At 69.6% G+C, this 22,413-nt stretch carries 23 protein-coding genes; 11 read left to right on the top strand and 12 right to left on the bottom strand.

The features are described 5' to 3' along the window. Positions 1–121 precede the first annotated feature (121 nt). Positions 122–691, bottom strand: a complete 570-nt coding sequence (locus D892_RS0104445; protein ID WP_024800088.1) for a hypothetical protein — start codon at positions 689–691, stop codon at positions 122–124. Between the two features lie 72 nt (positions 692–763). Here D892_RS0104445 and D892_RS0104440 point away from each other — a divergent pair, with 72 nt between their 5' ends. The 3 genes from D892_RS0104440 to D892_RS0104430 all read left to right on the top strand — a co-directional run bounded on the left by D892_RS0104440 (position 764) and on the right by D892_RS0104430 (position 3,827). Beyond that, a complete protein-coding gene (locus tag D892_RS0104440; RefSeq protein WP_024800087.1) occupies positions 764–1,912 on the top strand; it encodes a methyltransferase in 1,149 nt (382 codons plus the stop codon). A 131-nt stretch (positions 1,913–2,043) separates the two neighbouring features. Continuing rightward, positions 2,044–2,898, top strand: a complete 855-nt coding sequence (locus D892_RS0104435) for a Bax inhibitor-1/YccA family protein (RefSeq protein ID WP_024800086.1) — start codon at positions 2,044–2,046, stop codon at positions 2,896–2,898. 149 nt (positions 2,899–3,047) lie between these two features. Then, entirely contained in the window at positions 3,048–3,827 is a 780-nt protein-coding gene (locus D892_RS0104430; RefSeq protein ID WP_024800085.1) for an alpha/beta fold hydrolase, read from the top strand. Positions 3,828–3,929: 102 nt separating this feature from the next. Here D892_RS0104430 and D892_RS0104425 read toward each other — a convergent pair whose 3' ends face one another. The 4 genes from D892_RS0104425 to D892_RS0104410 form a co-directional block, all read right to left on the bottom strand. Beyond that, on the bottom strand, positions 3,930–4,268 hold the full coding sequence (locus tag D892_RS0104425) for a DUF1330 domain-containing protein (RefSeq protein WP_024800084.1): 339 nt from the start codon (positions 4,266–4,268) through the stop codon (positions 3,930–3,932). Positions 4,269–4,818: 550 nt separating this feature from the next. After that, positions 4,819–6,039 carry an acetyl-CoA C-acetyltransferase gene (locus D892_RS0104420; protein WP_024800083.1) on the bottom strand — a complete coding sequence of 407 codons (1,221 nt, stop codon included), beginning with the start codon at positions 6,037–6,039 and terminating at the stop codon, positions 4,819–4,821. Between the two features lie 69 nt (positions 6,040–6,108). After that, positions 6,109–6,978 (bottom strand): SGNH/GDSL hydrolase family protein, encoded by an 870-nt coding sequence (locus D892_RS40375; protein ID WP_051498990.1) that lies wholly within the window; start codon positions 6,976–6,978, stop codon positions 6,109–6,111. Between the two features lie 394 nt (positions 6,979–7,372). Then, entirely contained in the window at positions 7,373–7,876 is a 504-nt protein-coding gene (locus tag D892_RS0104410) for a hypothetical protein (RefSeq protein WP_232236296.1), read from the bottom strand. Between the two features lie 189 nt (positions 7,877–8,065). Between D892_RS0104410 and D892_RS0104405 the strand changes: the two genes are divergently transcribed. Next, complete coding sequence (locus D892_RS0104405; RefSeq protein WP_024800081.1) at positions 8,066–9,460, top strand: cystathionine beta-synthase; 1,395 nt, start codon at positions 8,066–8,068, stop codon at positions 9,458–9,460. A 106-nt stretch (positions 9,461–9,566) separates the two neighbouring features. Here D892_RS0104405 and D892_RS0104400 read toward each other — a convergent pair whose 3' ends face one another. Together D892_RS0104400 and D892_RS0104395 are read right to left on the bottom strand one after the other, a co-directional pair. Next, the gene (locus tag D892_RS0104400) at positions 9,567–10,028 is read right to left on the bottom strand and encodes a DUF4254 domain-containing protein (protein WP_051498989.1); all 462 of its coding nucleotides are present in this window, start codon (positions 10,026–10,028) and stop codon (positions 9,567–9,569) included. After that, positions 10,015–10,473 carry a hypothetical protein gene (locus tag D892_RS0104395; RefSeq protein WP_024800079.1) on the bottom strand — a complete coding sequence of 153 codons (459 nt, stop codon included), beginning with the start codon at positions 10,471–10,473 and terminating at the stop codon, positions 10,015–10,017. Before D892_RS0104395 ends, D892_RS0104400 begins: the two co-directional genes overlap by 14 nt. Before the next feature lie 836 nt (positions 10,474–11,309). On the opposite strand from D892_RS0104395, the gene D892_RS0104385 reads away from it, so the two are divergent. Next, positions 11,310–11,924, top strand: a complete 615-nt coding sequence (locus D892_RS0104385; RefSeq protein WP_024800078.1) for a transglycosylase SLT domain-containing protein — start codon at positions 11,310–11,312, stop codon at positions 11,922–11,924. A gap of 170 nt (positions 11,925–12,094) precedes the next feature. Continuing rightward, positions 12,095–13,003, top strand: a complete 909-nt coding sequence (locus D892_RS40370; RefSeq protein ID WP_232235973.1) for a hypothetical protein — start codon at positions 12,095–12,097, stop codon at positions 13,001–13,003. 56 nt (positions 13,004–13,059) lie between these two features. On the opposite strand, the gene D892_RS0104375 is transcribed toward D892_RS40370, so the two are convergent. Both D892_RS0104375 and D892_RS0104370 read right to left on the bottom strand, forming a co-directional pair. After that, complete coding sequence (locus D892_RS0104375) at positions 13,060–13,407, bottom strand: DUF6401 family natural product biosynthesis protein (protein ID WP_024800076.1); 348 nt, start codon at positions 13,405–13,407, stop codon at positions 13,060–13,062. A gap of 105 nt (positions 13,408–13,512) precedes the next feature. After that, a complete protein-coding gene (locus D892_RS0104370) occupies positions 13,513–14,676 on the bottom strand; it encodes an acyl-CoA dehydrogenase family protein (RefSeq protein WP_024800075.1) in 1,164 nt (387 codons plus the stop codon). 45 nt (positions 14,677–14,721) lie between these two features. Here D892_RS0104370 and D892_RS0104365 point away from each other — a divergent pair, with 45 nt between their 5' ends. Next, positions 14,722–15,870, top strand: a complete 1,149-nt coding sequence (locus D892_RS0104365) for a cystathionine gamma-synthase (protein WP_024800074.1) — start codon at positions 14,722–14,724, stop codon at positions 15,868–15,870. A gap of 168 nt (positions 15,871–16,038) precedes the next feature. On the opposite strand, the gene greA is transcribed toward D892_RS0104365, so the two are convergent. Together greA and D892_RS49510 are read right to left on the bottom strand one after the other, a co-directional pair. After that, entirely contained in the window at positions 16,039–16,533 is a 495-nt protein-coding gene (gene greA, locus D892_RS0104360; protein ID WP_024800073.1) for a transcription elongation factor GreA, read from the bottom strand. A 322-nt stretch (positions 16,534–16,855) separates the two neighbouring features. Next, a complete protein-coding gene (locus tag D892_RS49510) occupies positions 16,856–17,527 on the bottom strand; it encodes a DUF4307 domain-containing protein (RefSeq protein WP_156959370.1) in 672 nt (223 codons plus the stop codon). A gap of 298 nt (positions 17,528–17,825) precedes the next feature. On the opposite strand from D892_RS49510, the gene mca reads away from it, so the two are divergent. Both mca and D892_RS0104340 read left to right on the top strand, forming a co-directional pair. Next, complete coding sequence (mca, locus tag D892_RS0104345) at positions 17,826–18,731, top strand: mycothiol conjugate amidase Mca (RefSeq protein WP_024800071.1); 906 nt, start codon at positions 17,826–17,828, stop codon at positions 18,729–18,731. Beyond that, positions 18,731–19,033, top strand: a complete 303-nt coding sequence (locus tag D892_RS0104340; protein ID WP_024800070.1) for a hypothetical protein — start codon at positions 18,731–18,733, stop codon at positions 19,031–19,033. The genes mca and D892_RS0104340 overlap by 1 nt, the downstream gene beginning before the upstream one ends. 164 nt (positions 19,034–19,197) lie before the next feature. Here D892_RS0104340 and D892_RS46365 read toward each other — a convergent pair whose 3' ends face one another. Further along, positions 19,198–19,359, bottom strand: a complete 162-nt coding sequence (locus tag D892_RS46365) for a hypothetical protein (RefSeq protein ID WP_156959368.1) — start codon at positions 19,357–19,359, stop codon at positions 19,198–19,200. A gap of 152 nt (positions 19,360–19,511) precedes the next feature. Here D892_RS46365 and D892_RS0104330 point away from each other — a divergent pair, with 152 nt between their 5' ends. Beyond that, positions 19,512–21,563 carry a thioredoxin domain-containing protein gene (locus D892_RS0104330; RefSeq protein WP_024800069.1) on the top strand — a complete coding sequence of 684 codons (2,052 nt, stop codon included), beginning with the start codon at positions 19,512–19,514 and terminating at the stop codon, positions 21,561–21,563. 224 nt (positions 21,564–21,787) lie between these two features. Beyond that, a complete protein-coding gene (locus tag D892_RS0104325; RefSeq protein WP_232235972.1) occupies positions 21,788–22,384 on the top strand; it encodes an LGFP repeat-containing protein in 597 nt (198 codons plus the stop codon). The last annotated feature ends 29 nt before the right edge of the window (positions 22,385–22,413 follow it).

Below are 22,413 nucleotides of genomic sequence, written 5' to 3'. Positions count from 1 at the left end.
CCGTGGTGACGGTCCATCCTGTGGCGGCAACCGCGCCTGTGGTGATGGTCGGTCCCGTGGCGGCAATCGCGCCGAGGCGGCAGGTCAGTCCGTGGCGACAGCTGGGGTCTGAGGCGGCAGCTCAGTCGGTAGCGATATCGACGACCAGCCGCGCCGGGTTCTCGAGTGCCGCGACCGAGAAGGGCGGCCGATCGGCGTTCACCCCTATGAACGACTGGGTGGTGCCCTCGTAGACCATCGTGCGGTAGACGCCCGCGATCCCCGGCGCGCTCGGATCCGTGGCGGGATCGGGTCCTTCGTACTGCGGAGCCCCGCTGTCCCAGGGGTAGGCCGAGCCGAGAATCTGCACCTCCAGCACCGATTGCCCGGCCACGTCGACCGGCTCACCGCTACCGTCCTGCACCGCCCGGCCGGTGTACTGGACCCGCCAGCCGGGAGTGCCGGTACCGCCCAGTTCGTAGACCACCCGGTCGTAGCCCTCGTGCCGGCCGACCCGGACATCGGTCACGGTCAGGCGGGCGTCGCTGGACGGCGTGCCCTCCTGCGGCGTCGCGGCCGTCGGCGGTGGTTCGGGTGCTGCGGCGACCGAGCTGCCCGCGGGCGGGGGGCCCGCCGGCTCGGACGAACCGTCCGAGCAACCCGCCAGCAGCGCTAGTCCCGCCACCACCGTCAACGCCAGCCTGTTACGCATGGGGCCGATGGTATGCGGTGCAACCACCGGGGTCGGTGCGACGACACGGCAACGATCTAGCACACTGTAGGAGTGCAGGAGGTCGACGACGTGCTGAGCCGGCTGCGGCGCTACCCGGACGTGGAGGCGGTGAACCTCTACGCGGTCGACGCCGCGGACCGGCTGATCCTCGACGTGGCCGCGGAGTCCCTCGCCGCCGCGGGCAGCGGGCGAGTCGCGGTCATCGACGACGGCTACGGCGCGCTCACCCTGGGCGCGGCCGCGCACGGCCTGACCGGGATCCGCGTGCACCAGGACCTGCTGACCGGCGAGCTCGCGCTGGCCAACAACGCCCGCGCCACCGGACTGGCCGACCGGTACGCCACGCACGAACTGGACCGCCGGCTGCTCGAGGGTGTCCGGGTGGTGCTGCTGCGCCTGCCGCGGGCGCTGTCCGGCCTGGCCGAGATCGCCGATGCGATCGCCCGCCACGCGGATCCGGAGGTCGAGGTGATCGCCGGTGCCCGCGACAAGTACCTGACCCCGGCCATGAACGACGTACTGGCCGAGTCGTTCGAATCGGTCAGGGCCAGCCGCGGCCGGCAGAAGTCGCGAACGCTGCTGGCGCAGGGGCCGAAATCACTGGGCAGCCCGCTCTACCCGGTGCGCGAGCAGCTCGACGAGCTGGGACTCGAGGTCGTCGCGCACGGTGCGGCGTTCTCCGGCCCGCGCCTGGACATCGGCACCCGATTCCTGCTGGAGCACGTCCGCCGGATGAAACCCGACGCCCGCGATGCCATCGATCTGGGTTGTGGCACCGGAATTCTCGCCGTCGCCCTGGCCAAGGCCCGTCCGCAGGTGAGCGTGGTGGGTACCGACCAGTCCGCGGCCGCGGTCGCCTCCGCCCGCGCGACCGCCGCCGCGAACGGTGTCGCCGATCGGGTGCGGGTGCTGCGCGACGACGCGATGACGGGAGTGGCGGGGAACAGCGCCGATCTCGTGCTGTGTAATCCCCCTTTCCACGTCGGCGCGGCGGTGCACACCGGTGCGGCGATCAAGATGTTCGCCGAGACCGGCCGGGTGCTGCGGCCCGGCGGGGAACTGTGGACTGTGTACAACTCGCACCTGAACTATCGTGGGGTAATGGAACGCCTGGTCGGCAAGACCGATGTGGTAGGCCGCAATCGCAAATTCACGGTGACGCGGTCGGTGCGTGGTCTGCACGACGTTCGGCAGGAGTAGATTTCCGGCGGTAGAGTCCGCTTTGCCCGGATTTTCGCCCGGTTCGGGAACTTGCGCCGGCCGGGGCACGTTGGATACTCAGAACGGCCACGAGAGTCGTGGACCGCGACCTTCGGAAAGGCACGGGAACGGTGCGCACCTCAAGCAACCCGATCTTCAAGAACCTGCCGCAGCAGCAGGGAGGTTATGCGGGGTTCGGTTCGGCGGCTGCCGGAGCCGGACAGTTCGCCCAGTACGGCCAGCAGTACCCGCCGCAGGGCTACGAGCAGCCGTATCAGCCGTCCGCTCAGGCCGCCCGGCCGATGACCATCGACGACGTCGTCACCAAGACCGGCATCACGCTGGGTGTGGTGACGGTCGCCGCGATCCTGTCCTACGGGCTGACCGCCGTCAACAACGCGCTGGCTCCGCTGTTCGTGATCGTCGGCGGCCTGGTCGGGCTGGTGCTGGTGCTGGTCGCGACGTTCGGCCGCAAGCAGGACAACCCGGCCATCGTGCTGAGCTACGCCGCCGCCGAGGGCCTGTTCCTCGGTGCGCTGTCGTTCATGTTCACCAATATCGCCTTCGGCGGTGTGGGTGGTTCCGGGCTGATCGCACAGGCGGTGCTCGGCACCTTCGGCGTCTTCTTCGGCATGCTCGTGGTGTACAAGACCGGCGCCATCCGGGTGACACCGCGATTCACCCGCATGATCGTCGGCGCCATGATCGGCGTGCTGGTCCTGATGGTGGGCAACATGATCGCCGCGTTCTTCACCCCCGGCGGCTTCGGCCTGCGTGACGGCGGCACGATCTCGATCATCTTCAGCCTGGTCGTGATCGGTATCGCCGCGTTCAGCTTCCTGCTCGACTTCGACGCCGCCGACCAGCTCATCCGCGCCCAAGCGCCGGAGAAGGCGGCCTGGGGTGTGGCCCTGGGCCTGACCGTCACCCTGGTCTGGCTGTACCTCGAGATCCTGCGCCTGCTGAGCTACTTGCAGAACGATTAGGACCGGCTCCAGATCGACTGAGGACTCCCGAACGAGCGGCCCACCGGACTCTCCGGTGGGCCGCTCGTTTTCGTGCCGGTGATCACGTCCGGCCGTGGGATCGATCGGGCGCCGTGCGGCGTTGGGCGGAGTGAGGAAGGGAGCCGATCGTGCCGTATGCCAAGGCCGCCGATGGTGTTCGCCTCGCGCATCAGACGCGGGGCGAGGGCTTTCCGCTCGTGCTGATCGCCGGGCAGTCCAACAACCACCACTGGTGGGACGGCATCCGTGCCGATTTCCACGGCACGCACCGCACGATCACGTTCGACCACCGCGGCACCGGTGACAGTGACAAGCCGGATATCCCTTACAGCACACCGGGTTTCGCTGACGATGTGATCGCGGTGCTCGACGATCTGGGCATCGGCCGAGCCGACATCTACGGCACGTCGATGGGTGGCCGGGTGGCGCAGTGGGTGGCCGCGCGCTACCCCGAGCGCGTGCGTGCACTGGTGCTCGGCTGCACCTCGCCCGGCGGACGGCACGCGGTGGACCGGGGCGCCGACATCCGCCGGTCGCTCGCGGATCCGGCGACGGCGGGGCAGGCATTGAAGGATCTGATGTACACCCCGGCCTGGCTCGAGACCCATCCCGGCCCGTACCAGACGCTCGGCGATCCCGCGATGCCGGCGTATGCCCGGCGCCGCCACCTGCTGGCCAGCCATCGGCACGATGCCTGGGATGCGTTGCCCGGCATCGCGATTCCGACGTTGGTCGTGCACGGCAGCGACGACCGGTTCAATCCCGCGGCGAACGCACCGCTGCTCGCCGAGCGCATACCCGACAGCCGCTTGCTGATGATTCCCGGTGCGCGGCATGCCTATTTCGAGGAATTCCGGCATATCGCGAGCCCGGCCGTGCGCGAGTTCCTGGCGTCTGTCGACGATTGAGAGTGTTCCGGCGTGGGCTTCGGCCGCCTGCGGAGGGCGCCTCGCCGAGAGCCGTCGGATCCGAGACGGCGAAGGCCGCAACGTATTCCGTGGGACCGGGCGTCAGCCTCGCACCGCTTCGGGCGGCAGGATGTCGGTGGCGACGTGATCGTCCCCGCAGTGCTCGGCGATGACGGCGACCCCGACGGAGTTGTCCGTCCGCAACGGAAGAATCGCCTGATACTCCGGCGAGGCGTACCACTCTTGTGCCGCAGCGTAATCCGGGAATTCGAGCACGATGACGGTCCCGTCGGCCGGCCCCTCGACCGCCCGCTGTTGCCCGCCGTGCACGAGGAACCTCCCGCCGAACGGCGCGAGAGTGCCATCGATGCGCCGCAGATATTCGACGATCCCGGCATTGATATCGACATTGTGCAGATGTGCGACGGCGTAGGCAGGCATCCGGCTCTCCTGAAGACGTATTACCTTGACGCCCTTGATAATTCCGCCTCCAACCCCCGAAGTCCATTACCCGGCAGGTAAACCGGGCCCAAGAGCTGGCCGCCCGGCTTTTCCTGTTGTGGCCGGGGGGCCTCGTTCTCGCGGGGTCCGGGGCTGGGCCCGGATGTCCTGTTGTGGCCGGGCCTCGTTCTTACCGGGGCATCGTTCTTACGAGGTGCGGAGACCGGGCCCCAGATTCGCTTCTGCGGACTGTGCCTAGGTGGCGGCCGCGGCCGCCGATCTCGTTGTCGCTGGGGTCCCGAGGCTGGCCCCGAACCCCTTCTGCGAGCTTGTGCCTTGTTTTCACCGGGATCCGGGGGCTCGGCTCCGGTTCCCCTGTTGTGGACGGGGTTTCCACGGGGGTCGGGGGGCCTGGCCCCCGGATTTCCTGTTGTGGATGGGTCTTCACGGGGGTCGGGGGCTTGGCCCCCGGATTTCCTGTTGTGGACCGGTCTCTACGGGGGTCCGGGGGCGAGGCCCCCGGATTCCCTTCTTCCGCAGGGGCGGAGCGTCAGCTCAGCCGCTCGATGATCATCGCCATGCCCTGGCCGCCGCCGACGCACATGGTTTCCAGGCCGAACTGCTTGTCGTGGGTCTGCAGGTTGTTGAGCAGGGTGGCGGTGATGCGGGCGCCGGTCATGCCGAACGGGTGGCCCAGCGCGATCGCACCGCCCGAGACGTTGAGCTTGTCCAGGTCCATGTTCAGCTCGCGCGCCGAACCGAGCACCTGCACCGCGAATGCCTCGTTGATCTCGTACAGATCGATATCGTCGATGGTCTTGCCGGCCAGCTTCAGCGCCCGCCGTACGGCCTCGATCGGGCCCAGGCCCATGATCTCCGGCGACAGCCCCGACACACCGGTGGAGACGATGCGCGCCAGCGGCGTCAGGCCCAGCGCCTTCGCCTTGGTGTCGCTCATGATCACCAGCGCCGCCGCGCCGTCGTTGAGCGGGCAGGCATTGCCCGCGGTGATCGTGCCGTCGGGGCGGAACACCGGCTTGAGCTGCGACACCTTCTCGTAGGTGGTGCCCGGCCGGGGACCGTCGTCGGTGGATACGACGCTGCCGTCGGGCAGCGTCACCGGGCTGATCTCGCGCTCGAAGAAGCCCGACTTGATCGCCTCCTCCGCGCGGTTCTGCGAGCGCACGCCCCAGTGGTCCTGGTCCTCCCGGGAGATGCCGGTGAACTGGGCGACGTTCTCGGCGGTCTGGCCCATCGCGATGTAGACGTCGGGCAGCTGATCGTTCTCGCGCGGGTCGGTCCAGCCGCCCGAGCCGCCCTCGGCGCGCTTCACGGTGCGGGCCTCCGCCTCGCCGAACGCGAGATTGTGGGTGTCCGGCCAGCTGTCGGAGGTGCCTTTCGGGAACCGCGACACGGTCTCGACGCCGGCGGAGAGGAACACGTCGCCCTCACCGGCCTTGATGGCGTGGAAGGCCATGCGGCTGGTCTGCAGTGACGACGAGCAGTAGCGGTTGAGCGTGACCCCGGGCAGGAAGTCGTAACCCAGCTGGGTGGCCACCACCTTGGCCATGTTGAAGCCGGCCTCGCCGCCCGGCTGGCCGCAGCCCAGCATCAGGTCGTCGATATCGGTGGCGGCCAGCGCCGGCACCTTGTCCAGGGCGGCGCGGACCATCTGCGTCGCGAGGTCGTCCGGTCGCATGCTCACCAGGGAGCCCTTGCCTGCGCGGCCGATGGGGGAGCGGGCAGCGGAAACGATGACGGCCTCTGGCATGAGGACTCCTTCGTCGGGTGGCGAACGACCAAGCGGCCGTTCGGTACACAAATGCGGTCTCTTTCGAATCTACGTCGCGGCGATCGCGCTGGGAACATCTGGTATGCCCGAATCCCGCTCACCGAGCTCGCGCAGCAGCGCCGGCAGCAGGTGTGTGGCCGCCAGTTCGTAGCCGGCCGCCGAGGGATGGAAGCCGTCGGCGGAGAACAACACCTCGGGTGTGGTGCGAAAATCGTGACCGAGCAGATTGCCCATCGGCACCGGGCAGCCGCCCGCCGACCTGGTCGCGGCCACCTGCGCCCGGGCCAGTCGCACGCTCCAGCTGTGCACCACCGTGCGCAGCGGCTGCGGAATCGCCACCACGGCACCGAGATCCGGGCAGGTGCCCACGACGACGATGCTGCCGGCCTCGTGCAGCCGCGACACCGCCGAGCGCAGCCGCTGCGCCGAATGCCATACCGAATGCTTCTTGGTCACATCGTTGGCGCCGATCAGAATCACCGCGGCGTCCGGCGGCGGCCCGGCGACGAACATCGCGTCGACCTGGCCCGCCAGGCCCTTCGAGGTGGCACCGGAGATCGCCTTGGTGCTGAGCCGGATGCGCTGCCCCGTGGTTTCGGCGAGGCCACGCGCGATCCGCACGCCCGGCACCTCCTCCGCGCTGCGGCAGCCGACACCGGCCGCCGTCGAATCACCGAAGACCATCAGATGCAGATCGAAAGGTATGCCGCTGCGCCAGGATTCGGGCGCCCGGCATCCGGCCGTATACACGCCGTCGGCCTCGGGGGGCTTCGAGGTGTCCCGGCCGATCACCGTGCGCGCGGCCTGGGCCTGCTGCATCAACAATCGGTACGTCGCCCACCAGGCGGTGCCTGCTCCCGAACCGGCCGCCACCGTGGCAGCACCGGTCACCGCGAATGTGCGCCACGTTCTCGACACGAAACCACACCACCCTCCGCCGCGCGATCATCTGTATGCCTGCGTATATCGTGCCGGATTCCGCGGATGTGAGCACGAAGTTGTTTCGCAGCCCACGTCCCACGTGCGACAAGGCCCGCTGTGAGTAGACGGGTCCGCTGTGAGTAGACGGGTCCGCTGTGAGAAGACGGGTCCGCTATGAGAAGACCGGGCTCGCCATGAGAAGACTAGGGCTCGCCCTGGGCGACAGAGGCCCACCCTGGGGTGACGAGGTCGGTCCCGGGGTGACGAGGTCGGTCCCGGGGTGACGAAGGTCGGTCCCGGGGTGACGAGGCCCGCCACGGGGTGACGATGCCCGCCACGGGAAGACGAGGCCCGCCACGGGAATCCGTGGCGGGCCTGGGTGGATCGGGGACTACGGGGCGGGCGCGGGGGCCGGCTCGGCGGGCGGCGGGCCCGGCGGCGGGCCGGGCACCTCGAAGGAGCCGCGGGCCGGGACGTTCTGGTTGGCGGTGGAGACCGTGACCTCGATATGCCCCGGGCCGGTGTCCTGGTACTGGGCGTACAGGATGCTGCCGTAGATGCCGGCCACCACGTTCTGCCGGAACTCGCCGGCCTGGCCCGTGGTGGTGTTGCGCCAGGCCACGGTGGTGTCGACATCGCACAGCGGCGCGAACGGGTACCGGCCGTCTCCGACGCCCTGGATCGGTAGCGCCTGGATATTGATGATGGCGCGGCCCGGCTGGTCGGGGCTGGTGTCGGCCCAGGTCCGGATATTGCCCCCGCAGAGTCCGCCGTAGAACAGGCTGGGCGTCTGCGGGAACTCGACGGTCTGCGCACTCGCCGCCGACGAGGCGATCGCCGCGGCGGCCCCGAGGGAACCGAGCACGACGGCGGTGGTGCGGGCGGTCTTCGGCATCCTCACCGGGCCGATGATATGCGCAAGACCGGATCTTCGTCGCGGTGCCGCCGGGCGTGCCGGGACACGGCCTCGCCGATAGGGGAATTAGGGGGTATTCGCGGACCGCGGGTATGCCTGGGAGGCCGTATCCGTCGGCGGTGGCGGGCGGCCGTCGGGGCAGCCGCGACATTCTGCAACGATGGGGACATGCGCATCGCGAACCATGTCGTCGACCTGATCGGCAACACCCCGCTCGTTCGGTTGCACTCCGTGGTGGGCCCGGATTCCGGCCTGGTCGCGGCGAAGATCGAATACCTGAACCCGGGCGGCAGCTCGAAGGACCGCATCGCGGTCAAGATGATCGATGCCGCCGAGGAGCAGGGTCTGCTGCGGCCCGGCGGCACCATCGTCGAACCGACCTCCGGCAACACCGGCGTCGGCCTGGCGCTGGTCGCTCAGCAGCGCGGGTACCGATGCGTATTCGTCTGCCCCGACAAGGTGAGCGAGGACAAGCGGAACGTGTTGCGCGCCTACGGCGCCGAGGTCGTGGTGTGCCCGACCGCCGTCCCGCCGGATCACCCGGACAGCTACTACAGCGTTTCCGACCGCCTCGTGCGCGAGCTGCCCGGCGCGTGGAAGCCCGACCAGTACTCCAACCCCGGCGGTCCGGACAGCCATTACGAGACCACCGGCCCGGAGATCTGGCGCGACACCGAGGGCACGGTCACCCATTTCGTCGCCGGCGTCGGCACCGGCGGCACGATCACCGGCGCGGGCCGCTACCTCAAGGAGGCCTCCGGCGGAAAGGTACAGGTGATCGGCGCCGATCCGGAGGGGTCGGTGTACTCCGGCGGCTCCGGCCGGCCCTATCTGGTCGAGGGCGTGGGCGAGGACTTCTGGCCCAGTGCCTACGATCCGGCGATTCCGGACGAGATCATCGCCGTCTCCGACGCCGACTCCTTCGATATGACCCGCCGCCTGGCCCGTGAGGAGGGCCTGCTGGTCGGCGGCTCCTGCGGGATGGCCGTCGTCGCGGCGCTGCGGGTGGCCGAGCGCGACCCGCACGCGGTGGTGGTCGTGCTGCTGCCGGACGGCGGCCGCGGCTACATGTCGAAGATCTTCAACGACCGGTGGATGAGTTCCTACGGCTTCCTGCGCACCCGCCTGGACGGCAGCACCACGGAGCCGACCATGGGAGACGTGTTGCGCGGCAAGTCGGGCGCGCTGCCGGACCTGGTGCACACCCATCCGCAGGAGACGCTGCGCGACGCCATCGAGATCCTGCGCGAGTACAGCGTCTCGCAGATGCCGGTGGTCGGCGCCGAACCGCCGGTGATGGCCGGTGAGGTGGCGGGCAGCGTCACGGAGCGCGATCTGCTCTCCGCGGTCTTCGAGGGCCGTGCGCAGCTCACCGATCCGGTGTCCCAGCATATGAGCGACTCGTTCCCGCTGATCGGCTCCGGGGAACCGGTGTCGGCGGCGACGAAGTCCCTGGAGTCCACCGACGCGCTGATGGTGGTCGAGGACGGTAAGCCGATCGGCGTCATCACCCGCCACGACCTGCTTGGTTTCCTCTCGAGCTCCGGTCTGCCCGCACGGTAGCCGCCGATCCGGAAACGGAGGTCCGGCGCGGGTACCTCCGTGGTTCCGGCCTGCTGCCGACCGGAATCGGCAAGCGCCCCTGCCGATGTCGCCGCCGTTGCGGATGTTATGCCGACCGCATCCGCTGCCGGACTCGCGGCTGCCCGTGCAGCACCTCGGCGACCAGGTCGGTCCAGTCGTCGGCCAGCGTGGCCAGCCGGTGCCAAGCGTTGTGCACGCGCTCGTCGGAGATGTCCGCGCAGCTGTGCAGTAATCGATTGGCGTGCACCTGGGCGGCGGCGAGTCGGTCGATGGCACCGCCGAGCGACTCCGGATACAGGCCGCGCCGGGCCTGCGGCGAATGCACCCGTTCGCTCACCCAGCCGTCGATCACGGCGACGAGTTCCGCTCGGCCGCAATCGATTTCGGATGCGTGCGCGGGCTCGCGGTGCCGCCGCAGATGGAGTTCGGCGAGCGCGCGGGCCCAGCGCACCATCGGGTGATCGTCGGGTTTGTCGCCGAGATGTCCGCAGAACGCGGCGAGCAGCTCGTGCCAGTCCGGCAGCGTCGCCGGTTCACGCGGGGACATGGCCGAGCTCCTCGCGCAACGTTTCGCGCACCGCGGCCAGCACCACGGTGCTGCCCGGCAGCACCAGCCGGCCGGGCACGGGTTCGCTGACCCAGTGCCAGCCCAGCGGATAGTCCGAGATCGGCAGCATCACCCGGCGCCCCGCGTCGAACACGGTGACTCCGGAGTCCGCGAACCGGTTCCGGTCCGGCCGACCGTGATACGGCCGGGGCGGGTTGGCCAGGAAGACCCAGCGCCGGTTGCGCGCATCGGCGACGGCGGGCGTCGCGGGCGCCGCGCGCAGACGGTCGCGCACCAGGCGACCGATATCGGCCGGCATCGCGATCGCGTCTATCGCGTGCCCACAGGACAGAAACGGCCGCCCGGCGAACAGCTGCACCGGAAAGCCGAAGCGCAATCTCAGTAGATGCGCCACATCGGACGGGGAGTGACAGGACTCGAACATCGATACCTCCGGGCAGCGGGCCCTGTCGGGCGGCGGGCACTGTGCACCCGGCTCGGACCCCGCGATCGTGAGCGTCGAATCGCCTGTTCTCGATCCGCGGTGACCGTGCCCCGCGCGGCGGAGAGTGTGGAAGTCCGGCACCGGGTATGGCCACAAGCTTGCGCGCTCAACCTTGCCGCGGTGGTGACGGTCAGATGGCGCTTGGATGACCGGTCGTAACAAGATGATGCGCTATGGCGCAGCGCGGTCTGTGAGGTCGGAGCGGGCCGCCCCGGGTGGCTGTGAGGCGTTACCGAAGTGTGTCTCCGGTGCGCCAAAAACCTGGCAAATCGGCTAAGTCCAGCACGACACAGCAACTTTTTCTGTGACGCACGACACCTTATCGTGACAAAAGAATCCCCAGGTCAGTGTGTGATAGCCGGTTCGGATCGAGGTATTTTCCCAACCGCAGCACCATTTGTTCACTTCTAGTTAAGTTTACGTTCACCTACCGCAACCATCCTGTGACCTCGTCGGTCCTCCGACCTCGGGTCCGTAATACGACTCGAGCCCGGACAGCACGAGGAGTTGTCAACGCTGATGCGGAATTCGATCGCGACGGACGCGCCGCCGGGTTCGGTGGCCGCCGCAGCCACGGATGCCGCCCGCGTCGTCGCCGGTCCGCCCGGCGGGCGCTGAGCCGAGTCGTGTCGGCGGGGAATGCGAATTCCCCTCTCTCATAACAAATCCCACAAAAGCATGCAGTGCGCGGGTGAGGCGTGACGACCTCGCCCCGGATCCGCGCTGCCTGTTGCAGGCCGGGGACGGCCGTCACCAAGAGTAGGAAACCATCGCGCATGTCGAAGAAGACCATCAAGAGCAGTAGAGCCAAGGCGGTCGCGCGGACCGCCGGATCCGCGACCCTGGCGCTGGCCGCCTTTGCCGCCGTGACCTCCGCGGGCGGGCATCGGACGGCCGACGTGCAGCCGGCCGCGCTGGCGTCGACGATCGCCGCGACCGCCGCCGCCGACACCCCTGCTCCCGTGCAGCCGGCCGCCGCCCAGGCCCCGGCACCCGTTCCCGAGCCCGCGGCGGCCCCCGCACCCATGCCCGCGCCGCTGCCGCCGCCCCCGCCGCCGGCCCCCAGCTACCCGGACAACCTGGACGGCTGGATCCACGAGGCGCTGGACATCATGGCCGCACGCGGCATCCCGGGCAGCTACGACGGCATCTACCGCAACATCATGCGCGAGTCGACGGGCAACCCGCAGGCCATCAATCTGTACGACTCCAACGCCGCGGCGGGCATCCCGTCCAAGGGGCTGCTGCAGGTGATCGATCCGACCTTCCAGGCGTACCACGTCGAGGGCACGCCGGTCGACGTGTGGGATCCGGTCGCCAACATCGTCGCCGCGTGCAACTACGCCGCGCACCGCTACGGCTCGATGGACAACGTCAATTCCGCGTACTGACCGCCGCGCGACCCGGCCGGATAACGTCCTGTTATCAACACGGCAGCAAAACGTTTGCAAACTGCTGATTCGAATGATCACAGCGGGGTATAACCGCATTTGTAGCAGTTCTGGCAAATAGTTGGAGCCGGCAAGATAGCGAAGGGACGGGTCGCGTGTACACCTCCAGTTTGGCTATCGATTTTCAGCAGGGCATGTCGAACGCGTGGAGCGCCATCGCGACGTTCGTGCCCAAGTTGGTCGCCTTCCTGGCGATCATGGTCATCGGCTGGATCATCGCGAAGGTGGTCGCCAAGGTCGCCGACCGGATCCTGCGGCGGGTCGGGTTCGATCGGCTGGTCGATCGTGGCGGCGTCAGCGACATGCTGGCCAGAAGCCGGTACGACGCCACCGACCTGCTGGTCAAGCTGGTCTACTACGCGATCCTGTTGATCGCGCTGCAGATCGGCTTCGGCGTATTCGGTCCGAACCCGGTCAGCACGATGCTGAACGGCATCGTGTCCTGGCTGCCGCGGGCATTCGTCGCGATCGTCATCGTCTGTGTGGCGGGCGCCATCGCGCGAGTGGTCACCGATCTGATCGGCAACATGCTCAGCGGGCTGTCCTACGGCCGCATGCTGGCCCGGCTGGCGGCGGTGTTCATCTGGGGCGTCGGCATCATCGCGGCGCTCAACCAGATCGGCGTCGCGACGTCGGTCACCACGCCGATCCTGGTCACCGTGCTGGCCACCGTCGGCGGCATCCTGATCGTCGGTGTCGGTGGCGGCCTGATCCGGCCCATGCAGCAGCGCTGGGAGGGCTGGCTGGACACCGTCGAGGGCGAGATGCCGCAGTTGCGCGGTCACGCCGAGGCCTACCAGCGTGGTCGCGAGGACGTCACGCGGCAGGACGAGGGTGCGGCCCGGCAGCAGTGGGCCGGATCGCCGCAGCACGGTGATCAGTGGACGCCGCAGACCAGCGGTGCGGCCTACCGGCCCGATACCGGGAGGCCCGAACAGGGGTACGGCGGACCGGGGTACGGCGAGACGCCGGGGTACGGCGATGCCCCCGGCTACGGCGATCCGCAGCAGCCGCGCTGAGGCGGAGTTCGACGGTCCTACAATCCTGAGCGGTCGCGGAGGTATTCCGCGGCCGCTCAGGCTTTCGCGTGGGCCAGGAGGCAGACCGCGGCCAGCCGCAGCGGCAACCACTCCGCGCCAGCCCAGTCGGCGGGGCCGTACGGTGCGCGTGCGGCCCCGCGGCCGGAATGTTCCAGGAGACCTCGGGCGTACCCGGCGAGCAGCACGCCCGTCGGCACGGTCGCCGAATCCCGCACGCCCACGTCGAGAATGTCGCGCACGGCGGCGGCATGCTGATCCAGCGCCGCCGATACCGCCGGCAGTTCCTTCGCCGCGGCGAGTGCCGGGGCTCCGTGCGTGGAGTGCAGGCGATTCAGGGTCTTGCGCGCCGACACTTCGAGCAACGCGGAGCCGAGCAAAAACACCGGCTCATGCTAGCAATTATGCGACGCCGGCGGCACTGTGATGTTTCACTCGGAAAACCGGTGCGACACAGCTACCTTGTGGCATCCCTGGGTCGAAAACATTTGTCAGCGAAAGGCGTTGGCGCCGGTGAGCGCCTCACCGAGGACGAGCTGGTGCACCTCGGCGGTGCCCTCGTAAGTGAGCACCGATTCCAGATTGTTGGCATGCCGCAGCACCGGATAGTCGAGCGTGATGCCGTTCGCGCCGAGCACCGTGCGGCACTCCCGGGCGATGGCCAGCGCCTCGCGGGTGCTGTTCAGCTTGCCCGCGCTCACCTGCTCCGGCCGCACCTCGCCGCGGTCCTTCAGCCGGCCCAGATGCAGCGCCAGCAGCTGGCCCTTACCCAGCTCCAGCGCCATATCGGCGAGCTTGGCCTGGGTCAGCTGGTAGCCGGCCAGCGGCTTGTCGAACACCTCGCGGGTGCGGGCGTAGTCGATGGTCGCGAGCAGGCAGTCGCGGGCCGCGCCGAGCGCACCGAAGACGATGCCGAAGCGCGCCTCGGACAGGCAGGCCAGCGGTCCGGACAGGCCCCGCGCGCCCGGTAGGAGCGCATCGCCGGGCAGGCGCACGCCGTCGAGATCCAGCTCCGCCGTGATCGAGGCGCGCAGCGACAGCTTGTGGTGCATCTCCCGCGCGGCGAAACCCGGGGTGCCGGCCGGGACCAGGAACCCCCGGACGCCCTCCTCGGCCCGTGCCCACACCACCGCCACGTCGGCGACCGAACCGTTGGTGATCCACATCTTCGAGCCGTCGAGAATCCAGTCCGCGCCGTCCCGCCGGGCACGGGCGCGCATCCCGCCCGGGTTGGAGCCGAAATCGGGTTCGGTCAGGCCGAAGCAGCCGAGCGCCCGGCCGGCCGCCATATCCGGCAGCCAGTGCTGTTTCTGCTCCTCGGAGCCGTACTTGTGGATCGCCGTCATCGCCAGCGAGCCCTGCACCGACACCATGCTGCGGGCCCCGGAATCCACCGCCTCCAGTTCCAGGCACGCCAGCCCGTACTCGGTGGCCGAGGTGCCGGCGCAGCCGTAGCCGTCGAGATGCATGCCCAGCAGGCCGAGCTCGCCCAGCTCGGGGGCCAGCTCCCGGGCCGGGAAGGTGCCCCGTTCGAACCAGTCGGCCACGTGTGGGCGCAGCCGTTGCTCGCCGAATCGCCGCACGGTCTCGCGGATCCGGAGTTCGGTGTCGTCGAGCAGGGAATCGATGGCGAACAGCTCGTCCACGGTGACCATGGACCTCACAGTATCGGCCGTTACCCGGCCTTCTAGGCTTGCCTCATGACCGACGATCAGCAGGGGTTCTCCACCCGCGCCGTGCACGCCGGATTCGATCCCGATCCGCGGACCGGCGCGGTGAACGTGCCGATCTACGCGAGTTCGACCTTCGCCCAGGACGGGGTGGGCGGGCTGCGCGGCGGCTACGAGTACGCCCGCACCGGCAACCCGACCCGCACCGCGCTGGAGGCCAATCTGGCCGCGCTGGAGTCGGGCCGGTACGGGCGGGCCTTCTCCTCGGGGATGGCGGCCACCGACTGTGTGCTGCGGGCGTCGTTGCGGCCGGGCGACCACCTGGTCATTCCCGACGACGCCTACGGCGGCACCTTCCGGCTGATCGACAAGGTGTTCACGCAGTGGGGCATCGAGTACTCGGTGGCGCCGGTGTCGGATCCCGACGCGGTGCACGCCGCCATGCGCCCCGACACCAAGCTGGTGTGGCTGGAGACGCCGACCAACCCGCTGCTGAACGTCGGCGACATCGCCGCGCTGGCCGACATCGCGCACCGCGGCGGCGCGAAACTGGTGGTGGACAACACCTTCGCCTCGCCCTATCTGCAGCAGCCGTTGCTGCTGGGCGCCGATATCGTGCTGCACTCCACCACCAAGTACCTCGGCGGGCATTCCGATGTGGTCGGCGGCGCGCTGGTCACCGACGACGCCGAACTCGACGCCGCGTTCGCGTTCCTGCAGAACGGCGCGGGCGCGGTGCCCGGCCCCACCGATGCGTTCCTCACCCTGCGCGGCGTGAAAACCCTTGCGCTGCGGATGGATCGGCACTGCGACAACGCCGAGGCGATCGCGGAATTCCTCGCCGGTCACTCGAAGGTCGAGCAGGTGATCTACCCAGGACTCCCCGAGCACCCCGGACATGCGGTGGCGCAGAAGCAGATGCGGCGGTTCGGCGGCATGGTGTCGGTGCGCTTGCGGGGCGGCCGGGAGGCCGCGCACGAGTTCTGCGCCCGCACCCGGATCTTCACTCTCGCCGAATCGCTGGGCGGGGTGGAGTCGCTGATCGAGCATCCGGGCGCGATGACGCATGCCTCCACCGAGGGCTCGGAGCTGGAGGTGCCGGCCGATCTGGTGCGGCTGTCGGTCGGCATCGAGGACATCGGGGATCTGCTCGCCGATATCGAGCGTGCGCTCGGCTGAACTATCGGGCGTGCGCTCGGCTGAACCATCGGGCGTGAGCCCGGCCGAAACGTAGACGGCGGCCGCACCGAGAACTTCCGGTGCGGCCGCCTCTTCGCGGGGTGCGGCGCGCGGCGGCGGTGCTGCAATCCACCGCCGCGCGCCGGCTTACGAGTGCCGGCGAGCCGGTCAGCTGTGGTAGGGCTCGGCGGTGACCAGCGTCACCTTCATGGTGTTGCCGTTGGGCAGCGTGTATTCCCGCGTCTCGCCGACCTTGGCGTTGATGAGCGCGCCGCCCAGCGGCGAGTTCGGTGAGTAGGTCTCGAGGTCGGTCCCGCCCAGGCCCTCTTCGCGGGTCGCGATCAGGAACGTCTCGGTGTCGGTCTCGTCGCCGTCGTAATAGACCTTGACGACCGAGCCCGGCAGTGCGACACCGGATTTGGTCGGCGCGACGCCCACCTTGGCGTTGTTCAGAAGTTCCTGCAGCTGGCGGATGCGCGCCTCCTGCTGGCCCTGCTCCTCACGCGCCGCGTGGTAGCCGCCGTTCTCCTTCAGGTCGCCTTCTTCGCGGCGTTCGTTGATCTCGGCCGCGATGACCGGACGGTTGGCAATGAGCGCGTCGAGTTCGCCCTTGAGCCTCTCATGCGACTCCGGTGTCAGCCAGGTCACGTTCGTCTCAGTCATCTCGATCACTCCCTAGTAGTTGTTCCCGGCGAACCGGGATTCCCTGATACCCGCCGCGGTGCGCGCCCACAGACGCGCACAGCAGCAGTGGACGGCTAGAGCGATCCCTGGGGGATGTCTTCGAACCCCGACAGGCCCTGTTCCGCAAGACACGCGTGTGCCCCGGAACCGACAGCGCTGGCCGCCAATGCAGCAAACACGGCTCCGAGCCTCGGAACCGTGCGTCCGGCCATTTTAGCACGATATGTAAAAACGCAGGTCGGAGCGGTGATTGTAAGGCGTTTCGTCGGGATTGCCGCCGGATGGGGTGGGCCGGTCGCCGTCAACCCGCCCGCAAATAGGCCGGAACGTCGTCGCTGCAGCCGTAGATGTCGCCCGTGGCGGGGCGTGCCGTCGTGCGGATCGTCGTGGTCGCCTCGACGGTGCCGCTGGTCGAGGGCTGGATCAGCAGTTCCCGGCGGCCCACTTCGACCTGGTCGGAGTCCATCGCCCGGACGAAGCAGACCACCGGCCGGTCGGGATGTTCGCGGGTGACCTTGAAGTGGATGTCGAGGGTGGAGTCGTCGACGATGGTGTAGCCGAGCTGTTCCGGCTCGATCTCCTTCGGCCCGAACTGCCGGTATCCCACGAAGGCGACGATCAGGCCGGCCACCACCACCGCGGCGCCGAGCGCGTACGGCAACCAGCGGCGCCGGCGTGCCGGCCGGGTTCCGTAGCGGTCGGCCACGCGGACCGCTTGGGCGTGGTCTGCCGGGGCGCCGGTCCGGCCTGCCTGAGCACCGGAATGCTCTGCCGGGGCGTCGGCATGGTCTGCCTGGGTGTCGGCATGGTCTGCCTGGGCGCCGGCGGGGCCGGATGGGGCACTGTCGTGGCCGGATGAGGCGCTGTCGCGGTCGGGTGGGGCATTGTCGCGGTCGGATGGGGCACTGTCGCGGTCGGATGGGGCACCGTCGGCCTCGCCGGACCTGCCCGTTCCCGGCGCTGCCTCGCTCATGATCTGCGGCTCCTGTGCTCGTCCGGCGGCCCGAACGGTCCGGCGCCGGGACGACGACGGCCCTGGCATCGGCACCGCAGGGGGTAGGTCGGAACAATTGACGGTCGAATGGAACTATATGGGGTGGAGTTCGGCGCGAGAGCTGGGCGGGCGGCATCCTCGGCGACCATGCCGGGCCCGTTCCCGCCGCGATGACTCGACACTCGCGGCAAGAAGCGAAGGTGATGACGGTGATCAACGAGGTGAACGAGACGTGAGCAGTGGTTCCGATGGGATGCCCGTCGCTCCCCTGCGCCTCATGGCGGTACACGCCCACCCCGACGACGAGTCCAGCAAAGGCGCCGCGACGACCGCGAAATACGCGGCCGAGGGCGGCGACGTACTGGTCGTCACCCTGACCGGCGGCGAGCGCGGATCGATACTCAATCCGGCGATGGACGTGCCCGGCATCCTGGACCGCATGGACGAGGTGCGGCGCGAGGAGATGGCCGAGGCCGCCAAGGCGCTGGGGGTGCGGCAGCGGTGGCTGGGTTTCGTGGATTCCGGCCTGCCCGAGGGCGATCCGCCGCCGCCGGTGCCGGAGGGCAGCTTCGCGCTGGTGCCGCTGGAGGAGGCGACCGAGGCGCTGGTGCGCGTGGTGCGTGAGTTCAAGCCGCACGTGATGACCACCTACGACGAGAACGGCGGCTATCCGCATCCGGATCACATCATGTGCCACAGGGTGTCGATGGCCGCATTCGAGGCGGCCGGGGATCCCGAACGTTTCCCCGACGCCGGGGAGCCGTGGACACCGCTGAAGCTGTACTACGACCACGGTTTCAGCATCCAGCGGATGGAGGTGTTCGCCGAGGAGTACGAGCGGATCGGCGAGCCGTTCCCGATGCAGGAGTGGCTGGACCGCTTCCGCTCGATGGCCGCCGAACGCGGCGACATCATGGGCAGGGTGACCACCCAGATCGAATGTGGCAAGTACTTTCCGCAGCGTGACGACGCGCTGCGCGCGCACGCGACCCAGATCGACCCGAACGGCGCCTTCTTCGCGATTCCGATGGATGTGCAGCAGCGGCTGTGGCCGACCGAGGAGTTCGAGCTGGCCCGCACCCGGGTTCGCACCGAGATCCCGGAGACCGACCTGTTCGCCGGGGTCCGCGAGGCCCAGGAGTCCGGGGAGGCGTACGGCGCGCTCGAGGACAGCTCGCGATGATGGTCGCCCTGCTCGCCCAGCCCACCACCAATCCGACCGGTCCGGAGTTCGGCAAGGCCTCGCCGCTGGGCCTGGTCATCATCCTGATCCTGCTGGCGGGCACGGTGCTGCTGATCCGCTCGATGAACAAGCACATCAAGCGGCTACCCGCCGAGTTCTCTCCCGACCACCCCGAACCCGACCAGGCGGCCGACGACGGGACCGACCACGGTGCCGTCGCCGACGAACACGAATCCCCCGCCGATCAGGACACGGCCGCCCCGAAGTCCTCCGGGAAACCCGATACGTCCGGCGCCGGCTGACCGCCGAATCCCTGTCGCACAACATCTTTCGCAGGCGCCCGCACGCCGTGCGCGCTACCGCCGGGCGTGTGCGGGCGTGCCGACGCGCAGCGGCATCGCCGGCCCGGATCGGCGCCGTGGAGAACCGTCTGGTTCGGCTGCCGCGAGGCAGCCGGGCCGCCGTATCAGAACGGCGGATCGTGGTGCCGGCGACGGCACAGGTCGCAGTCGCAGTCGAAGTAGCCGATGCCCGCGCTGCCGTGGGCACCGCGGCGTTCGGCCTCCTCGAGATCGGCGAACCAGGGCCTGCGTACCGTCGCGGACCCCTGCTTGGTCGAATTCTTCATGTATGCGAAATACCCCGTAGCCGAACATCTCCGCGTTGCGGTTTCGGCACAGCTGTGCCGGGCCCTGGAACATGCGCGCACGCGCAGCCGGGCGGTGTCGCGTACGCGCCGGGTCGTGTCGCGCGCTCGCGCGGTGTGGGAGGCTGGCGTTTGTGAACCACTTGCGCAGCGCGACATCGCCTTATCTGCGTCAGCATGCCGACAATCCGGTGGATTGGCGGCAGTGGGATTCCGCCGCACTGGCGGAGGCGCGGGAGCGGGACGTGCCGATTCTGCTGTCGGTCGGGTACGCGAGTTGTCACTGGTGTCATGTGATGGCGCACGAATCGTTCGAGGACGAGGCCACCGCCGCGGTGATGAACGAGAACTTCGTGTGCGTGAAGGTGGATCGGGAGGAGCGGCCCGATCTCGACGCGGTGTACATGACCGCCACGGTCGCCATGACCGGCCAGGGCGGCTGGCCGATGACGTGTTTTCTGACGCCGGACGGCGAGCCGTTCTACTGCGGCACCTATTACCCCGAGACGCCGCGCGGCGGCATGCCCTCGTTCACCCAGTTGCTCTCCGCCGTCACCGAGACCTGGCGCAATCGGCGCGACGAGGTGGACCAGGCCGCCGGGCAGGTGGCCCAGGCGCTGCGGGAGCAGGCCGACGGGCTGCCCGACAGCGAGCTGGACGTGAGCCCCGAGCTGCTGCGCCATGCGGTCGAGGCCGTGCTGCGCGATGTCGACCACCGCTACGGGGGATTCGGTGGGGCACCGAAGTTTCCGCCGTCGGCGCTGCTGGAGGGGCTGCTGCGGCAGCACGAGCGCACGGGCGACGAGCAGGCGCTGCGGGTGGTCGCGTCGACCGCGGCGGCGATGGCCCGGGGCGGCATCTACGACCAGCTGCGCGGCGGTTTTGCCCGCTACTCCGTCGACGCCGCCTGGGTGGTGCCGCATTTCGAGAAGATGCTGTACGACAACGCCCAATTGCTGCGCGCGTACGCGCATCTGGCGCGGCGCGCGACGGACGATTCCGAGCGGCGGCTACCACTGCGGGTCGCGGAAGAGACCGCCCAGTTCCTGATCGGCGACCTGGGAACCGAGCACGGCGGATTCGCCTCCGCGCTGGACGCCGACACCCACGTGGAACCGGGTGGCCCGGGCGTGGAGGGCGCCACCTACGTCTGGACGCCGACGCAGCTGGACGAGGAGCTGGGCCCGGACGACGGCGCCTGGGCCGCAGAGGTTTTCGGCGTCACGGCCGACGGCAATTTCGAACACGGCACCTCGGTGCCCACCCGGTACACCGACCCGGACGACACCGAACGGCTGGATCGCGTGCGCGACCGGCTGCGGCAGGCGCGCGACCGGCGTCCGCAGCCGGACCGCGACGACAAGGTGGTGACGGCCTGGAACGGCATCGCGATCACCGCCCTGGCCGAGGCGGGCGCCGCGCTGGCCCGGCCGGACTGGGTGGCCGCCGCCGAGCGCTGTGCGCGATACCTGTTGTCGCGGCACCTGTTCGAGGGCCGACTGGTGCGCGCCTCGCTGGGCGGTGCGGCCGGAACGTCCGCGGGTGTGCTCGAGGACTATGCCTGGCTGTCGACCGGCCTGCTGACCCTGCACCAGGCCACCGGCGATCCCGGCTGGCTCGAGCAGGCGCGAGCCCTGATCGACACCGCCGTGGAGCATTTCGCCGATCCCGCGACACCGGGCAGCTGGTTCGACACGGCCGACGACGCCGAGGCGCTGGTGAGTCGCCCCCGGGATCCGCTCGACGGCGCCACGCCGTCGGGATCGTCGGCCTTCGCCGAAACGCTGCTGACCGCATCGGTGCTGGTCGACTCGACCCGGGCCGGTCGCTACCGCGAACTGGCCGAGCAGACCCTGCAGCGCGGGGCGATCGTGCTGGCCCGCGCTCCGCGGTCGGGCGGGCACTGGCTGGCCGTGGCCGAGGCGGCGGTGCGCGGTCCGATCCAGGTGGCGATCTCGCTGCCGGACGGTGTCGCGCCCGAGGCCGCGGAGCTGACCGCGGCGGCCCGCCGGTATGCGCCCGGAGGGGCCGCGGTGCTGGCCGGCGCGCCGAACTCGGTGCCGTTGCTGGCCGATCGCCAGCCGGTGTCCGGGCGGCCGGCCGCGTACGTCTGCCGCGGTGTCGTCTGCGATCTGCCGGTGAGCGACCCGAGGGAACTCGAGGCGGCGTTGGTCTCGGGCCGGTAACGGCCGTGCCTCTCGCGCCGATCAGATAAGCATCCGGAGTCGCCGCTGACCTTCCGGCCGTTCCGGCCGGACTCCATTGCGGCCGGCCGGAACGCCGATGGTCACGGATTCGCACCACGGGTGGCGTGTCCGGGCTCCGGTGCTTGCCGGTCCGGGCGGCTGCTTGCAGGATGTCCGGACCGGTGGCAAATATCAGGCAGAGAGATTCGGCGCAGGGAGTGCTTGTGACACCGCTACGTGGAGGAAACCGTTCCGTCCGTTCGTCCGGGGCGCTGGCCGTCGCTGCCGCGGCCGCGGTGCTGGCGCTGACCGGCGCCGTGGGTACCGCCCAAGCCCGGCAGATCGGCAACTTCGACGTCGGCGGCGCGATCGAGGCCGAATACGACCGGGCCGGCGGGTTCGCCGCCTTCGGCAATCCCGTCTCGCCCGAGACCGATGCGGGCGCCGGGGGCAAGTTCCAGGCGTTCGAGCGCAACACCTCGATCTACTGGTCGGTGGGCACCGACGCGCACGCCGTCGGCGGTCAGATCCGGGACAAGTGGGGCGCCCTCGGCTGGGAGAACGGCGCCCTCGGCTATCCGGTCACCGACGAGGAGAAGGCCGGCCGGGACGGGCAGGGCCGGTACAACCTGTTCAACGGCGGCACGGTCTATTGGTCGCCCAAGACCGGCGCGCACGCGGTATGGGGCAAGATTCGCGAGACCTGGGCGGCCGAGGTCGCCGAGAAGGGCCGTTACGGATATCCGACCGGCGACGAGTACGACTACCAGGGCGGCAAGGCGCAGGATTTCCAGGGCGGTCGCATCACCTGGAAGCCCTGAGCGGGCGGGCCGGTTCGCGGGGTGCCGGC

The organism is Nocardia sp. BMG51109, from assembly GCF_000526215.1.
In the GTDB taxonomy this organism is placed as follows: Bacteria; Actinomycetota; Actinomycetes; order Mycobacteriales; family Mycobacteriaceae; genus Nocardia.
This window is presented reverse-complemented; position numbering and strand designations above follow the sequence as displayed.

Excerpts from the sequence above, each read along its gene's own strand:
- D892_RS46365 (WP_156959368.1), bottom strand. The coding sequence starts at position 19,359 with ATGAAGAATTCGACCAAGCAGGGGTCCGCGACGGTACGCAGGCCCTGG.
- D892_RS0104395 (WP_024800079.1), bottom strand. The coding sequence starts at position 10,473 with ATGTTCGAGTCCTGTCACTCCCCGTCCGATGTGGCGCATCTACTGAGA.
- D892_RS0104445 (WP_024800088.1), bottom strand. The coding sequence starts at position 691 with ATGCGTAACAGGCTGGCGTTGACGGTGGTGGCGGGACTAGCGCTGCTG.
- D892_RS0104340 (WP_024800070.1), top strand. The coding sequence starts at position 18,731 with ATGGTCGCCCTGCTCGCCCAGCCCACCACCAATCCGACCGGTCCGGAG.
- D892_RS49510 (WP_156959370.1), bottom strand. The coding sequence starts at position 17,527 with ATGAGCGAGGCAGCGCCGGGAACGGGCAGGTCCGGCGAGGCCGACGGT.
- D892_RS0104385 (WP_024800078.1), top strand. The coding sequence starts at position 11,310 with ATGTCGAAGAAGACCATCAAGAGCAGTAGAGCCAAGGCGGTCGCGCGG.
- D892_RS0104400 (WP_051498989.1), bottom strand. The coding sequence starts at position 10,028 with ATGTCCCCGCGTGAACCGGCGACGCTGCCGGACTGGCACGAGCTGCTC.
- D892_RS0104365 (WP_024800074.1), top strand. The coding sequence starts at position 14,722 with ATGACCGACGATCAGCAGGGGTTCTCCACCCGCGCCGTGCACGCCGGA.
- D892_RS0104405 (WP_024800081.1), top strand. The coding sequence starts at position 8,066 with ATGCGCATCGCGAACCATGTCGTCGACCTGATCGGCAACACCCCGCTC.
- mca (WP_024800071.1), top strand. The coding sequence starts at position 17,826 with ATGGCGGTACACGCCCACCCCGACGACGAGTCCAGCAAAGGCGCCGCG.
- D892_RS0104370 (WP_024800075.1), bottom strand. The coding sequence starts at position 14,676 with ATGGTCACCGTGGACGAGCTGTTCGCCATCGATTCCCTGCTCGACGAC.
- D892_RS0104410 (WP_232236296.1), bottom strand. The coding sequence starts at position 7,876 with ATGCCGAAGACCGCCCGCACCACCGCCGTCGTGCTCGGTTCCCTCGGG.
- greA (WP_024800073.1), bottom strand. The coding sequence starts at position 16,533 with ATGACTGAGACGAACGTGACCTGGCTGACACCGGAGTCGCATGAGAGG.
- D892_RS0104420 (WP_024800083.1), bottom strand. The coding sequence starts at position 6,039 with ATGCCAGAGGCCGTCATCGTTTCCGCTGCCCGCTCCCCCATCGGCCGC.
- D892_RS0104425 (WP_024800084.1), bottom strand. The coding sequence starts at position 4,268 with ATGCCTGCCTACGCCGTCGCACATCTGCACAATGTCGATATCAATGCC.